Here is a 14088-nt window from a genome sequence, read left to right on the forward strand (position 1 = left end):
TACATGGAGTTTTGCAAAGTTTTTTTGTGTTATTTTATCCATTGTATGTAAAAAGTCCATTTCATCTCGTTTGTCCTGTTAAAAACAAACCTTTGCCGTGTTATCTTTCATCTATTTAACTACTAAAAAAAGGAACACGCAGAGAAGATAGGTACTTCCCTCATGTTCCTTTTTATCACGCATTAACGGGCTGTAATCCCCCAACCTCTATGCATAAGGGAACCAAAAACATGTAAAGGCGGGGTAAACAGCCCGTAAATACCTGATTCTGGTCAACTAACATTCAGTGGGGGAAGGGAAACCCCCACTGAATGAAATTTCACTTTATAAATAACTTTTTATTTTTCGGATATAGTTATATCTGATAACCAGGAAATAAACAATTTGAATTACTCCAAAGCTTCCTAAAACGAGAGCCGAACTCTTAAACAAACTGAAGTCAAACATATTTTGCAGTGCGGTTAAAGCTACTGCTCCATGTATGACTGCAACGGTAATTGGAACAAAGAATAACAATGCTAATTGAGTCGTTAATATCTTGGATAGTTCTTTATCTGTAAGCCCTATTTTACTAATCGCAGTAAATTTCTGTTTCTCGTTTTCTAAATCAGCATACAAACGGAAATATAAAAAGCTTCCCGCAGCAACAAAAAATACTGCACCGATAAATAATCCAATGAATAACGTGGCACCTAATGACTGATTTAGCACCATCCAATCGTTGCCAAGACTAGCAATGCGAAAATCCTCCCCATATCCTCTTGTTTCAGCTACATCCATGTCCTTAAGAAGCTGCTCACCAACCTCTCCGGTCGCCTTCCAATCTTTCACCTGAAATCCATAGTAACTCTCTGACTCGGTTGCTTCTATATCATTATAGAATTGATCATCTACTACAAGGTAATCATCATACGTTCGAATCAGATTTGAACCCTGGTTTGAGATCTGTTTCAGCTCTTTACCGTCAATTTCCAAATCCATATTCTCCACATGTTCTGTTGCTTCAGTGGTAGAATTTTGATAGTAAAGGTAGACTGTCTGATTATCTGTAAGTTCAAGCTGTTGGTCCTGTTGCCCAGCTGCTTTAGCCAGCTCATTATATTCAGACTCCGAAATAATACCTGTAAGCGGCGCATACTTACTAGCCAAGCTAGGTATAGAAACCTTTTTGATATGAACAGCCGCTTCTGTGTAAGGAAAATCGGCTAAGCTTGATTCAATCAGCTGAATATGCTCTTCTTCATCGTCATTTCCATAATTAGATACATAATCCATTGCAAATGGAGTGTTCTCCACCAGTGAAGTCGTGGACATATAGCGAAAACCTACAAGGCTGCCAATTGCAGTAAAAGCAACGGTCGAAACAATCGCTACAAAGAAAAAGGCACGAGCATTATCCTTCATTCGGTAAGCCAGATCAGAAAACAGGACAAGATTTGTCTTTTTCCAAAACAGGAATTTGCGTTTCTTTAACTGATGAATCACAAATACACTTAACTGTGTAAAAAGAAAATACGTACCGATAATAACAATAATCGTAACAGGTACCATTGCAGCAACAACCATCGCTCCGCTTACTGCCAATGCAACTGCATAGCCAGCTGCTAATAAAAGGAATGCCACTATCGAAAGGGCAGCAGAAGCTTTAGGCTCTTTCTTAGGTGCTGAGCTTCCTTTAATCAAGTCGATTAATTTATTTCCTTTCAAAATCACGACTGTAAAGAAGGAAATGATAATAAATAAGAACAAGAAAGCACCGCATGTTAAAACAACAGCTTGCCACGGGATATAAAAATCCAGCATTTCCTTTAAATCCAAGACTGTTTCTGCTGTCATTAAAAACAGTTTAGCAAATACGAGCCCTACAACTACTCCAGAAGCCGTTGCTAAAAAACCAATTAGTATATTCTCTAAAAAGACCATTCGGCGTAATTGCTGATTTGTCATGCCAAGCATCACCATGAGACCGAACTCTTTTTTTCGTGAGTGTAAAAAGGCACTCATCGATACAAGGACAAAGATAAAGGAAAAAACGTAAATAATCCCTTCGGCAAAGTGCAGACCCTTGGATACAGCTGGGTGTACCGCTGATAATCCTGGATGGAAAGCAAAGATTGCATACACAAAAAAGACGAGTACCGAAAAAAGACTACTTAGGAAGTATGCTGCATAGATACGCTTATTTCGTAAAACATTATTAAACGCGAATTGACGAAAGGTCACTTGCATCCCCTCCCAACAGTGATAACACGTCAATAATTTTTTGGAAGAAAGCTTGGCGATTATCCCCGCGATGAATTTCGTTAAACAGCTTTCCGTCTTTAATAAAAACAACTCGCTCTGTATAGCTTGCTGCTACTGGGTCATGTGTTACCATCATCATCGTTGTCTTATCCTGCTTGTTGATTTTCTCCATTATATCCATTGCCGCCCGCGAAGATTTTGAATCCAAATTACCTGTCGGTTCATCCGCTAAAACCATCTTAGGACGGTGAATAATTGCTCTGGCAATGGCAGTTCGCTGCGCCTGTCCACCTGATATTTCGTAAATCCGATTTTTCAAGATTGGCGTAATCCCAAGCTTTTCTGCTACAGTTGCTACTTTTTCCTCCATTTCTTTCACGCGAACACCCTCAAGCGTAAGCGGGAGAACAATATTCTCTTCTACCGTTAATGTAGGCAGCAAGTTGAAATCCTGAAAGATGAAGCCTAACTCCCGGCGCCGAAATATCGCCAGCTCATTATGCTTCATTCGTAACGGGTCTTTGCCGTTCACCATAATGCTCCCGGAGGTTGGCTGATCAATGGTCGCTACCAGATTGAGCAAGGTTGATTTCCCGCTTCCAGAAGGACCCATGATTCCTACGAATTCTCCTTCTTCAATTGTTAAATCTATATCTGCTAATGCCTTATGGGCTACTTTTCCGTCATATACCTTGCTTAAGTTTTTAATCTTTAATATATCCAATCCAAAAACCCCTTTCCTCTTATATACAGTGTAAAAGAAAATGGGGAATTTAAACATCGCTCTAACTTTCATTTTCCTTACAATCATGTAAGGTTTTGTTTGCAGATTTAAGGAAAGAATCTTATCCTGACCAGTGTGCCTTCTCCCTGCACAGATTCTATGTGAACCTCATGCCCTAGCTTTTCACAAACTTCCTTTACTAGATACAGCCCCATACCTGTAGACTCCCGGTAAACACGGCCATTTTCACCTGTGAAAAATGGGTCGAATACGCGCTTTAAATCAGTTTTCGGAATTCCAACGCCCGTGTCTTGAATCACTAAATCTCTTCCGCTTTCCGTTTCTTGATCGTATATCGATATCCTCTTCCCTATTCCACTGGAGTACTTAATACCATTGGTGATAACCTGATTAAAGACAAACTCCAGCCATTTTTCGTCGGATTCAATCATTGACGAAGTAACTTGTATGTCTGGATAAACCTGATTCTTAATAAAAAGACGTTTATTATCTCGGATTGCTCCGTCTACTGCGGCTTTCAATGAAACAGGCTGTACATGGAAATCTTGTTCAAAAGCGTCCAATCTTGCTGCATATAAAACCATCTCAAGTCCCTTTTCTAATTTATCCATTTCCTCTCGAATACTCATCATTTGCTCGTCATCACGATCTTGAATAATTAATTCCATGACAGACAATGGAGTCTTCATTTGGTGGACCCACTGATTAATAAAGGTTAAATGTTCTTTTCGCTTTTTCTCTTGTTGCTGTATAGCATTTACATAGAGCCGATGCTGCGCTTTAAGCAAATCACTAAGGGCTGCTGAAACAGGAGCAGCATCCAATGATTCAAAAACCTCATCCAGACTGCTAATTTGCCTTGTTAACCGATAGTAAAATCTGCGATGGGTTATATAACGGAAAACTAAATAAATGGTCAAAAGAAAAATTCCAAGAAATAAGGCATAGATCAATAAAGACAAGTGCTGGAAACCACCCATCCAAACAACAAACAAAACGAGCAGAAGCTGAATAATGTTGATTAGAATTAGAGGGAACTGGTCACGGAAAAATAACCTTACCATTATGAAGTCTCCCAATTTGGCACGAGTCGATAGCCTGCACCTCGAATTGTTTCAATAGCATCTTCTATGTTCAAATCCTGCAGCTTTTTACGGACTCTCGTTACATTAACATTAAGCGTATTTTCATCGACAAAAGATTGATCATCCCACAACTTTTCCAATAGCACTTCTCTAGCCACCACACGCGGCGAACGCTTCATTAACTCCTCAAGCAGCACTGCCTCTTTCTTTGTAAGCGAAGCAAGTCCCTTATCCTTGCTTAGTTCCATTCGTTCCACATAAAGCGTCAAACCATTCAATTCAACTACTCGTTCCTTTACCTTGGGAGCATACGCTCCATAAGCCCGGCGCAGACTGCTGCGAATTTTTGCTGTGACCACTTCATATGCAAATGGCTTCGTAATAAAATCATCGCCGCCATTTTCTAATGCCATTACCTGATCCATTTCCCCAGAGCGTGCTGAAATAAATAAAATTGGACAAGTTGAAAGCTGTCTAATTTGGCGACACCAATAGAACCCATCAAAGCTCGGTAAATTAATATCTAATAAAACAAGATTTGGCTGCACCTGTTTAAACACTTCGGTGACCGCATCAAACTGCTCCGTTATAACCGCGTCATATCCATACTTTTTAAGGTGATTTTGCAGAAGGGATGCGATTTTCGGATCATCTTCTATAATTAAAATCTTCGCCATTAGTAACCGTCCTTTATGTTTAGCTTATATTTATCTGATTGCTTTTAAGTATAACCTATATGCCATACCTTTTTTAAGGGATAACGCGAGTTCCTTTACTTTCATAGAAAAGCAGATCTAGTGAGTTTCCAAATCCCTGCGGAAAAACGTTTAAAAAATCTATCATTGTGGAACTAGTCAACTGTACCAAAAAAACTGAGGAGGGATTTTATTTATGAAGAAGAGATGGTTGACGATAGTTCCGGCAATTGCTCTCGGTATAGTTTTAGCACCATTTCAGTTTCAAGCAGCAGAGGCCTCTAGTGGAGAATCTGTTGAAATCACAGAGAAGTCCGGATCTGAAGTTTCAGAGGAACTTCAGCCTTTGTTGGAAGTAGCTCCCGAACATCAGCCCACCCTCATGAAAAATAGCGCAGGATTAGAAGTCCAGTTCGTTCAAGAGAAGCTAAATCACTTTGGACTGGAGACCAGCATAGATGGAATATTTGGACCACAGATGAAAGAGCAAGTTATACAGTTTCAAAAAAAACATAGTTTGATGATAGATGGTATTGTTGGTAAAGAAACTTGGGCAGCACTGTTAGCTGAGGATAGTAATGATATGTTTACGGTAGAAGGTGCAATTGACCGGGCTGAAGAAGAGTTGAATAACGATGATCTGATCTTTAGCAGTGATGGCGTTCTTCACCAAGCAGAAGATGGCAGTACTTTTTACTCACTGAAGGTCGCTAGTAAATCACTAATAGATGATGGCGGCACTGGAACTGTAGGTTTCTATGATGTATACGATGACGGGCAAGTTGTTGAATCAGAACCAAGGTAAGTGGATAAAGCAGTGGATACTATATCCACTGCTTTTAATGTCTTTTAGGGCGTATAGGTATTGTTAACATGATGTCGTCCTATCGGCACCACAGAAGGAGATCCTGAAATCGGATCCTCTACCACAATACAATCAAGACCAAAAACATCCTTCACTAAAGGGCTTGTAATAACCTTTGATGGCTCCCCTTCAGCAACAAGTTTTCCATTATGAATAGCAAATATATTGTCCGCATAACGGGCAGACAAGTTTATATCATGTAAAACCATTACTATCGTTGTTCCCATTTTTTGATTAAGATCTGTAAGCATATCAAGAATTTCAATTTGATATGTAATATCTAAAAAGGTTGTCGGTTCATCGAGAAATAGAATATCTGTCTGTTGTGCTAAAGCCATTGCAATCCAGACACGCTGTCTTTGTCCACCTGATAGCTCGTCAATATTATGATTTGCAAGCTTTGTAATATCCATAATTCTCATTGCTTCAGCAACTGCCTCATAATCTTTCTTTGTCCATCCGCTAAGCATGGATTGATGCGGGAATCTTCCTCTTCCTACTAAATCCGCGACAGAGATTCCCTCTGGGACAATGGGGGATTGTGGCAGCAGCCCTAAAACCCGTGCCAATTGCTTTGACGGAATTTTAGCAAGCGATTTTCCGTCCAGATTAATTTTGCCAGATGTCGGTTTTATAAGTTGTGCTAATGTTTTAAGAAGTGTCGATTTTCCAGAAGCATTCGCTCCAATAATAACGCTTATTTTATTACTGGGAATCGTAAGGCTTATCTCTTGGATAACCGTTTTATTATCATAGCCTGCTACTAGTTGCTCAGCTTCGAAAAGATGTGTCTGTTTCATTATAATTCCCCCTTTCGATTCATTCGGATTAGCAAGTAAATCAAATACGGTGCTCCGATTATTCCCGTTATGATGCCTACAGGATATCTGACTACAAAAGCAAATTGCCCGATTAGATCTGCTGCCAAAACCAAATTAATACCAACAAGGCCTGCTGGAATTACATTTGAGAACCCACCCCCGACCAGCCTCTTTGCGATTGGACCTGAAAGGAAAGATACAAAGGCTATTGGTCCAGTAGTAGAAGTCGCAAGGGAAATCATACAGACGGAACTCAAAATAAGCAACATTCTTGTCCTGTCGGTATTTACCCCAAGAGAAGTTGCCGACTGTTCTCCGAGTTCTAATATACGAAGCTGCTTCGCTAACATGATAACGATAGGCGCAAAGATAAAAACCGATAGGATAAGTGGTGGCAGTTCATGCATTTGAGAGCCATTGAGACTACCACTGAGCCATCTGAGCGCCGCTGGTATATCTTGCTCTGCACCAACTAGCAAAAGATAGGATATCAGCGCATTAAGCATTGCCTGTACACCTATCCCTATAAGAATTAATCGTCCGATTGAAAAGGACCTTCCTCTGGATAAAATATAGATGAATGTTACGGTAGCAAGACCAGCAATCACGGAAGCAATTGAAACGACAGCACCACTTGCATGCAAAATGACAATACAAAAAACAGCCGCTGCACTGGATCCTGTGGTAATACCGATTACATTCGGATTTGCAAGTGGATTACGCAGCATCGTCTGGAAAATGTCTCCCGCAATACCAAAGGCAAACCCGGCAAAAACTCCTGCCAGCATTCTCGGCAGACGTATCGTATTAACTGCAAATGAGACACCTTGAATCTGTTCCCCCAAAAGGGCGCGGATTATATCTTTCACTGGATGAATCGTATTTCCTAATAGCAGCATCGCACCGCAAAGAATGCATGCAAGGACAAAAAGAAAGCTGGTAACCAATATCCAACGGCGGTGTCTTTGACGCCTCCCCGCCATAATAAACGCAATAGATTCATTTCTCATAACGAACTCACTTTCAATCTCATCGCTAATATAATTAGTAGTGGAGCACCAATAAATGCTGTAACTACGCCGACTTCAAGCTCGCCAGGACTTCCAATTATCCTGCCGCTGACATCAGAAATCGTCAATATGACTGCACCTGAAATTGCTGACATCGGAATAACAAAACGCAGATCAGGACCAAGTACAAGACGCATAACATGAGTCGATAAAAGACCGACAAAGCCTATTGGACCCGCCAACGCTGTCGCTGCACCACATAAAAGAACAGCCCCAAGAGCTGCAATAAGCCTTAATATTCCAATTCGGACACCTAGTCCTATTGCAATAGCGTCCCCTAATGCCAATGCGTTTAGTGCTGGTGCAGATAGAACAGCTATCACTATTCCGATTAGCAAAAAAGGAATGAAGGTAGCAATACCATCCCAAGTTGCAGAACCAACACTTCCAACCTGCCAAAATCTAAACTGGTCCATGACATGAGAACGTGGAATCATGATTGCGACAACCAATGAAGAAAGGGCTGCAGTTGTGGCAGCCCCCGCAAGAACAAGTTTGATGGGCGTGGCACCACTACGCCCAAGAGAACCTATTCCGAATACGAAAACCGAAGTAATTGCAGCTCCAGCTAATGCTAGCCAAATATATTGATGTGCACTGCTGATGTTCAAAAACGCCATACCACAAACTACAAATAAGGATGCTCCCGTGTTCACTCCCAATATACTTGGATCGGCAATCGGGTTACGAGTGACCGCTTGCATAAGTGCTCCTGAAACTCCCAGTGCCGCTCCACAAAACAAACTGAAAGCCGTACGTGATATCCTTTTACGAACAACATTTGCTTCGTAAGATTCTATATCTTGATGGAATAAACCATCCATCACCTCCTGTAATCCTACCATTCGAGAGCCTAATGATAAGGAGAGGAATACACTCATGCCGAGCAAGACAAAACCAATTACTAAAACTACCATAAAATTTTTCGGTATATGTGGATTGACTTCATGCATCTTTGAAACTGCCGAACTATTTTTCATCTATCTTGTCAATAGCTCCTCCTATTAATTCCAGGTATTCATCAATCGTATACGTAATCGAAAGTGGATTCGGAGTTCCAGCAGCCACTAAAGGTGTATCACTTTCAATAAATGCAACAGAACCTCTCTCGATCGCAGGGATTTTTCCAAGCAATGGATCTGCTTGAAGGGCTTCTAGTAATTCATCGTTACCATACCCAATAATTAGGTCAGCATCGTATAGATCCGCAGCATTCTCAGCACTTAAATTCAGCGAGTAGCTGTTTGGGTCCGAAATTTGCTCCGTGATACTATCAGGATAAACCATCCCAAGCTCATGCAGGAAAGAGACGCGGGAATCTATCGGTGTGTAAATATGCAATTTAGACATATCGTCAGCCGAGAAGTTGACCCACACAACCTTCTTGCCTTCAATCTGAGGGTATTCCGTCAATTTCTCGTTTACCATGTCTTCAATATCCTTAATAAGCTGTTCCCCTTCTTCCTTCATGCCCATACCAGCTGCATTTAAACTAACTTGCTCGCGCCATGTAGTTGCCCATGCTGCGGTTGGAAATGCTACGACTGGAGCAATTTGACTTAGAAGGTCATAATCCTCCTGTGTTATACCAGAGTATGCTGCCAAAATAACGTCTGGTTCTGCATCTGAAATAGCCTCAAAGTCAAGACCGTCTGTATCCTGAAAGACATTTGGATCTTCTGCACCAAGCTCATCAAGCTTTTCAGCTGTCCATGGCAAAAGACCACTATCATCCTGAACACCGAAATTTGCTGCTGAGAAGCCTACAGGTACAACACCTAAAGCAAGTGCAACATCATGATTGCCCCATTGAACGGTAACTACACGTTCAGGCTTGCTTGGTATTTCCGTTTCGCCAAAAGCATGCTCGATTACAATTGGATATTCAGATTCTGCAGCTGCGGAATCTGATGCTTCGTTATCATCAGACGGTGCAGGTGCTGTATCTGATTTTTGTGAACAGCCAACTAAAGCGATCATAAAGACTATTAAAAATAGTAATGCAGTAAGTAAAGTTTTTCGATATGTATTCATTTGTTATACCCCCTTATATTATTGATAATGATTATCATTATCAAATTTATGCTAACTTTAATAGATTGTCAAGAATTTTTTTAATTCTAGCTTCATTTCCTATACTTTATTTGTTAAATGGTATCAAATGGTGTTCCAACTTGTTACCACAGACGGCTCTTAAAAGCATATGTAATAATTTTATGCTAAGTGGCAAAAATAAACTGATTTACTAGCATAGGATTAGAATGGAGAATTTTAATGATTACGAAGCTAACATTCGAACTTATTCTCGGATTTTTCTTGCTGTTTATCATTGTTAAAGTTGTTGGGAGAAAAATCATTAATCAAATATCACCATTTACTTTTATTGCCTCTATCATTTTGGGAGAATTACTTGGAAACGCTCTATACGAAGATAAAATTGGAGCTTTTTATATTTTATATTCCATGTGCTTATGGGGCTTTTTACTATTTATTGTTGAATTTTTGGGTCAGAAGCTTTTGTTTTTCCGTGGCCTTTTTGAGGGAAAGCCTGCCGCTCTGATAAAAAACGGTATCGTCGACAAAGAGGCACTGAAAAAGAACCGAATGAATATCAACCAGCTGCAAAGTTTACTTCGGCAAAGCGAAACATTTTCTATTCGGGAAGTTGCCTTTTGTTACTTAGAGGCAAACGGATCAATTAGCATTTTAAAGAAAACGCCATACCAGAAAACAACAGTGGAGGATTTCAATCTACCCGTTAAATCTGTTTATGTTCCTGTTACGCTCATTCGCGATGGTAAAGTATTATGGGATGAAGTTAATGATCTCGGGTTTGATGAAGACTGGTTAAAGTCACAGCTCTTATCCAAAAATGTGGCAGATTATAAAAGTGTTTTTATAGCTGAGTGGTTAGAAGACGACGGAATTTTTGTGCAAACTTATTAAATGGACTGTAGCAAAATAACCTGGATAGTGAATCCTGCAAAGGTATATTCATATACTCTGCTAAAAACAAAAGGCGAGGCTAAATGAAGCCCTGGTATGGATAACCAGAGCTTCATTATTTCTTTCACCTTATGTTCTTAAAATGAAGCAAAAAGGTATAAAATGGTACAACTTTGTTCGAATTCTCTAGGTCACACCCTTTGGACTTATAAATATATAGAATTAAATTCTAAAAGAAACAATCGTTCGCAGTTAGCCCATAATTATTTTTCAACTGGCATTCCCTCGTTCAGCCATGCTCCAAATCCACCTTTTAAATTGATGACATTCTTAAAGCCATTTCCTTGAAGCAAACTTGTAGCAATTGCCGAACGTTGGCCTGACTGGCATTGTAAAACAATATCTTTGTCAGAAGGAATTTCGTCTAATCGATCTTTTAATTTACCCAGCATCATATGGTTTGCTCCGCGAATGTGGCCCTGATTCCATTCACTTTGATTTCGAACATCAATTAAATAAACGGATCCCTCATCCAGTCGCTGATTTAATTCTGGGACATCTATTAGTTCATAGCTTTCCGTATTTCGTGCTTCATCAAGAATGTCTACTTTTGCGAATCCTTTCAATTGGTCAAGTCCAATCGATTGCAGGGCGATTTTGACATCTTGCACCTGATTCTGATCGCACAATACATAGATATCCTGGTCATATTCTACTAACCAACCAGCCCAGTTCGGAAACGATTTATTAAACGGAATGTTAATTGAACCAGGGAGATGGCGTTCCCCGAACTCCTGTGCAGGTCTCGTATCGACAAGAACAGATTGGCTGTTATTAATCGTTTGTTCTAGCGTTTCGATAGTGTCAATTTCCGGAACAGGTTCGTCATTCGTGAGTTCTGGACCTTCCTTATTCACTTTTTTCATCATCGCGAAGTATTTCGGTGGCTCTGGCTGTTCATCCGTTAATTCTTTCACAAATTCCTCTTTATCCGTGTGTTGTAAAGCCCAATTAGTCATTTTCTCATATCCTACGGTTGTCATCGGAACAGCGCCTAATGATTTACCGCAAGCACTTCCTGCTCCATGTCCCGGCCAAACCTGCAGGAAATCGGGCAGATTCTTAAACCGCTTCAAGGATTCAAACATTTGCTCCGCTCCTACTTTGGAACTTCCGGCAACATTTGCGGCCTTTTCTAATAGATCAGGTCGGCCAACATCCCCGACGAAAACAAAGTCTCCAGTGAAGATTCCCATCGGTTTTTCCGATCCTCCACCTCTATCGGTTAAAAGGAACGATATGCTTTCCGGTGTATGGCCAGGTGTATGTAATACCTCAAAGCCAATATTCCCAATTGAGAAGGATGTGCCGTCTTTTACCTTTTCATGTTGGACATCGTCTACATATTCGTATTTCCAATCATTATCTCCTTCATCAGATAGATACAGCTTCACATCGTGGCGTAGAGCAAGTTCTCTTGCTCCAGAGACAAAGTCAGCGTGAATATGCGTTTCCGCTGCAGCAACAATATGGAGCCCTTCTTTCTCTGCAACAAGAAAATATGGTTCCACATATCTTGCAGGGTCTATAACAATGGCTTCTCCCGTTCGTTGGCATCCGACAAGATAAGAATATTGCGCGAGTTTTTCATCAAAGAATGATCTAAAAAACATGGTTTATGCCTCCTTTTTATTTTCTTCCGATAATACATTTAGTAAGGTTTGCACATATTTATACCCTTTCCTTACAGATGGATCCTTCAACAGATTTAAGAGTTTAAAAATAGACACATGTGGTAACTGGTCATCTGCTTGTACGCGATGGTTCGTTTCCTTCAGAACATCCACTGTAAGGTTAAATGAGTTCGTGATCGGTGAGACTTCATCCAATAACATTTCTATCGAATCGCTGTCCTTTGCTGCTTCCTTTACAAACTCACTGATATCAACTAACTTTTCCAATAATGGTACTACCTCGGGCAGTAAATGAAGGACCCGGAACAATGCATCTAACGTGTCTGTATTCAAATTACTTGCTTCTAGTTTCGTTTCGGCTTCCTCAAACAGTTGATTCATCGTTTCTTTATCATTTAAAGTACTTTGCGCGAAAGTCAATGCCTCGTCTGCTGTTTTTACTGTTTTCGCCAAATCAGGCAGTTTGTTTACCAGATAGAGCAGAGACTCCATATTAGCTTCATTATTCAATGAATCCATTACCTCTGCGAATCCTTTTCCCTCTGCTGTTTCGGTCATTGTATAACCCTCCTTTTCATCGAATCACATAACACCTTTCAGCATTCCATCCCAATACATTACAGGCAGAAAGTTCTTCTTCATCAGGAACATACTGTATCTTTCTTTGGATTGATCAAAAGGAAATGACTCCATTGGATTGTTATCATAATCAAATTCGGCCAAAACAAGGCTATTATAACCGGTAACTAAAGGACAGGATGTATAACCATCATATTGTTGTGTCATCTCTTTATTTCTCATAAGATTAAGCAGATTATATACCGTTACAGGCGCTTGTTTACGAATGGCGGCCCCAGTCTTGGAGGTCGGCAAATTGGAGCAATCCCCCAAACTAAACACATTGTCATAGCGCTTGTGTTGAAGGGTGTAAGGATCCACATCAATCCAGCCAGCCTCATCCGCTAATTGACTTTCAGCAATAAAATCAGGGGGTCCCATCGGTGGTGTTACATGGATCATGTCGTAATGGACCGTTTCTCTTTCTCCGGAATCTACATCTTCAAATACAGCATTTTTATTGTCAGCATCGATTACAACCAAATTCTTCTTATATTTTGCTGTAATGTTTTTACGTTCAACGACTTGATTTAACGCGTCTGCATACTTCTTCACGGCGAATATTCCTCCTGAAGCTGAAGCAAAGATAACATTGGACTTCTCTCTCACACCGGACTTTCGAAAATAATCATCAGCCAAGTACATAATCTTCTGTGGTGCACCACCACATTTAATCGGTGTATTCGGCTGTGTAAAAATAGCATTTCCGCCTTTGAAATTTTGCAAACTTTCCCAGGTGGATGACACATAATCATAAGAATAGTTGGAGCATACGCCATCCTTACCGATCGCTTCTTTTAATCCAACTACTTTATGCCAATTGATTTGAATACCGGCCGCGACTACAAGATATTGATAAGAAATTGTTGTCCCATCATCTGTCGTTAGTTGATTATTATCAGGCTCAAAGGCTATAACACTCTCCTTCAACCAATCAACCCCTTTGGGTATCAAGGAGCTTTGGTCCCTTTCTGTGTATTCCTTCTTGGCTGCTCCAGCTCCAACTAACGTCCAAAGCGGCTGATAATAATGTTTTTCAGCAGGATCAATCAAGACAATTTTCCCTCTTAAATGAGCTGCTTCCCGAACTAATCGTGCCGCCACGGAAATTCCTCCTGAACCAGCACCTACAATTGCGACAGTATACTGTTTATTACCTGACATGATCACAACCTCCTTTTAGGACTTCAATCCAATAATACCCTATAAGGTATTAAAGATTCAAGAGTTAACTGAAGATTTTCACATATATGTCAATATTTTCCTGGATTGATAGTTCATTTTTCATATTAAAATGATCAAAAT

Annotated in this window: 13 protein-coding genes; 2 read left to right on the forward strand and 11 right to left on the reverse strand. The window is 40.3% G+C overall.

Annotation, left to right across the window (positions count from 1 at the left end; genetic code table 11):
• Nucleotides 1-324 precede the first annotated feature (324 nt).
• From NSQ77_RS09355 to NSQ77_RS09370, 4 genes are all read right to left on the reverse strand, one after another.
• Nucleotides 325-2229: an ABC transporter permease gene (locus NSQ77_RS09355; RefSeq protein WP_339230539.1), complete on the reverse strand. Its 1905-nt coding sequence runs from the start codon at nt 2227-2229 to the stop codon at nt 325-327.
• Nucleotides 2198-2962, reverse strand: coding sequence for an ABC transporter ATP-binding protein (locus NSQ77_RS09360; RefSeq protein WP_339230977.1), 765 nt, complete (start codon nt 2960-2962; stop codon nt 2198-2200). The genes NSQ77_RS09355 and NSQ77_RS09360 overlap by 32 nt, the downstream gene beginning before the upstream one ends.
• Nucleotides 2963-3075: 113 nt before the next feature.
• The gene (locus tag NSQ77_RS09365; RefSeq protein WP_339230540.1) at nt 3076-4053 is read right to left on the reverse strand and encodes a sensor histidine kinase; all 978 of its coding nucleotides are present in this window, start codon (nt 4051-4053) and stop codon (nt 3076-3078) included.
• Nucleotides 4053-4751 carry a response regulator transcription factor gene (locus tag NSQ77_RS09370; protein ID WP_339230542.1) on the reverse strand — a complete coding sequence of 233 codons (699 nt, stop codon included), beginning with the start codon at nt 4749-4751 and terminating at the stop codon, nt 4053-4055. The genes NSQ77_RS09365 and NSQ77_RS09370 overlap by 1 nt, the downstream gene beginning before the upstream one ends.
• A gap of 214 nt (nt 4752-4965) precedes the next feature.
• Here NSQ77_RS09370 and NSQ77_RS09375 point away from each other — a divergent pair, with 214 nt between their 5' ends.
• Nucleotides 4966-5574: a peptidoglycan-binding domain-containing protein gene (locus tag NSQ77_RS09375; RefSeq protein ID WP_339230544.1), complete on the forward strand. Its 609-nt coding sequence runs from the start codon at nt 4966-4968 to the stop codon at nt 5572-5574.
• Between the two features lie 44 nt (nt 5575-5618).
• Here NSQ77_RS09375 and NSQ77_RS09380 read toward each other — a convergent pair whose 3' ends face one another.
• From NSQ77_RS09380 to NSQ77_RS09395, 4 genes are read right to left on the reverse strand one after another with little or no spacing between them, the layout of a single operon-like run.
• Nucleotides 5619-6434, reverse strand: coding sequence for an ABC transporter ATP-binding protein (locus NSQ77_RS09380; protein ID WP_339230545.1), 816 nt, complete (start codon nt 6432-6434; stop codon nt 5619-5621).
• Nucleotides 6434-7465: an iron chelate uptake ABC transporter family permease subunit gene (locus NSQ77_RS09385; RefSeq protein ID WP_339230547.1), complete on the reverse strand. Its 1032-nt coding sequence runs from the start codon at nt 7463-7465 to the stop codon at nt 6434-6436. Before NSQ77_RS09385 ends, NSQ77_RS09380 begins: the two co-directional genes overlap by 1 nt.
• Nucleotides 7462-8505 (reverse strand): iron ABC transporter permease, encoded by a 1044-nt coding sequence (locus NSQ77_RS09390; RefSeq protein WP_339230549.1) that lies wholly within the window; start codon nt 8503-8505, stop codon nt 7462-7464. The genes NSQ77_RS09385 and NSQ77_RS09390 overlap by 4 nt, the downstream gene beginning before the upstream one ends.
• Nucleotides 8495-9559 carry an iron-siderophore ABC transporter substrate-binding protein gene (locus NSQ77_RS09395; protein WP_339230551.1) on the reverse strand — a complete coding sequence of 355 codons (1065 nt, stop codon included), beginning with the start codon at nt 9557-9559 and terminating at the stop codon, nt 8495-8497. Before NSQ77_RS09395 ends, NSQ77_RS09390 begins: the two co-directional genes overlap by 11 nt.
• Before the next feature lie 240 nt (nt 9560-9799).
• Between NSQ77_RS09395 and NSQ77_RS09400 the strand changes: the two genes are divergently transcribed.
• Nucleotides 9800-10471 (forward strand): DUF421 domain-containing protein, encoded by a 672-nt coding sequence (locus tag NSQ77_RS09400; protein ID WP_339230552.1) that lies wholly within the window; start codon nt 9800-9802, stop codon nt 10469-10471.
• 263 nt (nt 10472-10734) lie between these two features.
• Here the strand turns inward: NSQ77_RS09400 and NSQ77_RS09405 are convergent, their stop codons facing one another.
• The 3 genes from NSQ77_RS09405 to NSQ77_RS09415 are packed head-to-tail and all read right to left on the reverse strand — an operon-like array spanning nt 10735 to nt 13947.
• Complete coding sequence (locus tag NSQ77_RS09405; protein WP_339230554.1) at nt 10735-12144, reverse strand: rhodanese-like domain-containing protein; 1410 nt, start codon at nt 12142-12144, stop codon at nt 10735-10737.
• 3 nt (nt 12145-12147) lie between these two features.
• The gene (locus NSQ77_RS09410) at nt 12148-12723 is read right to left on the reverse strand and encodes a hypothetical protein (RefSeq protein WP_339230556.1); all 576 of its coding nucleotides are present in this window, start codon (nt 12721-12723) and stop codon (nt 12148-12150) included.
• A gap of 24 nt (nt 12724-12747) precedes the next feature.
• The gene (locus NSQ77_RS09415; protein ID WP_339230558.1) at nt 12748-13947 is read right to left on the reverse strand and encodes an FAD/NAD(P)-binding oxidoreductase; all 1200 of its coding nucleotides are present in this window, start codon (nt 13945-13947) and stop codon (nt 12748-12750) included.
• Nucleotides 13948-14088: the final 141 nt, after the last annotated feature.

This window comes from Oceanobacillus sp. FSL K6-2867, from assembly GCF_037963145.1.
GTDB lineage: Bacteria > Bacillota > Bacilli > Bacillales > Amphibacillaceae > Oceanobacillus.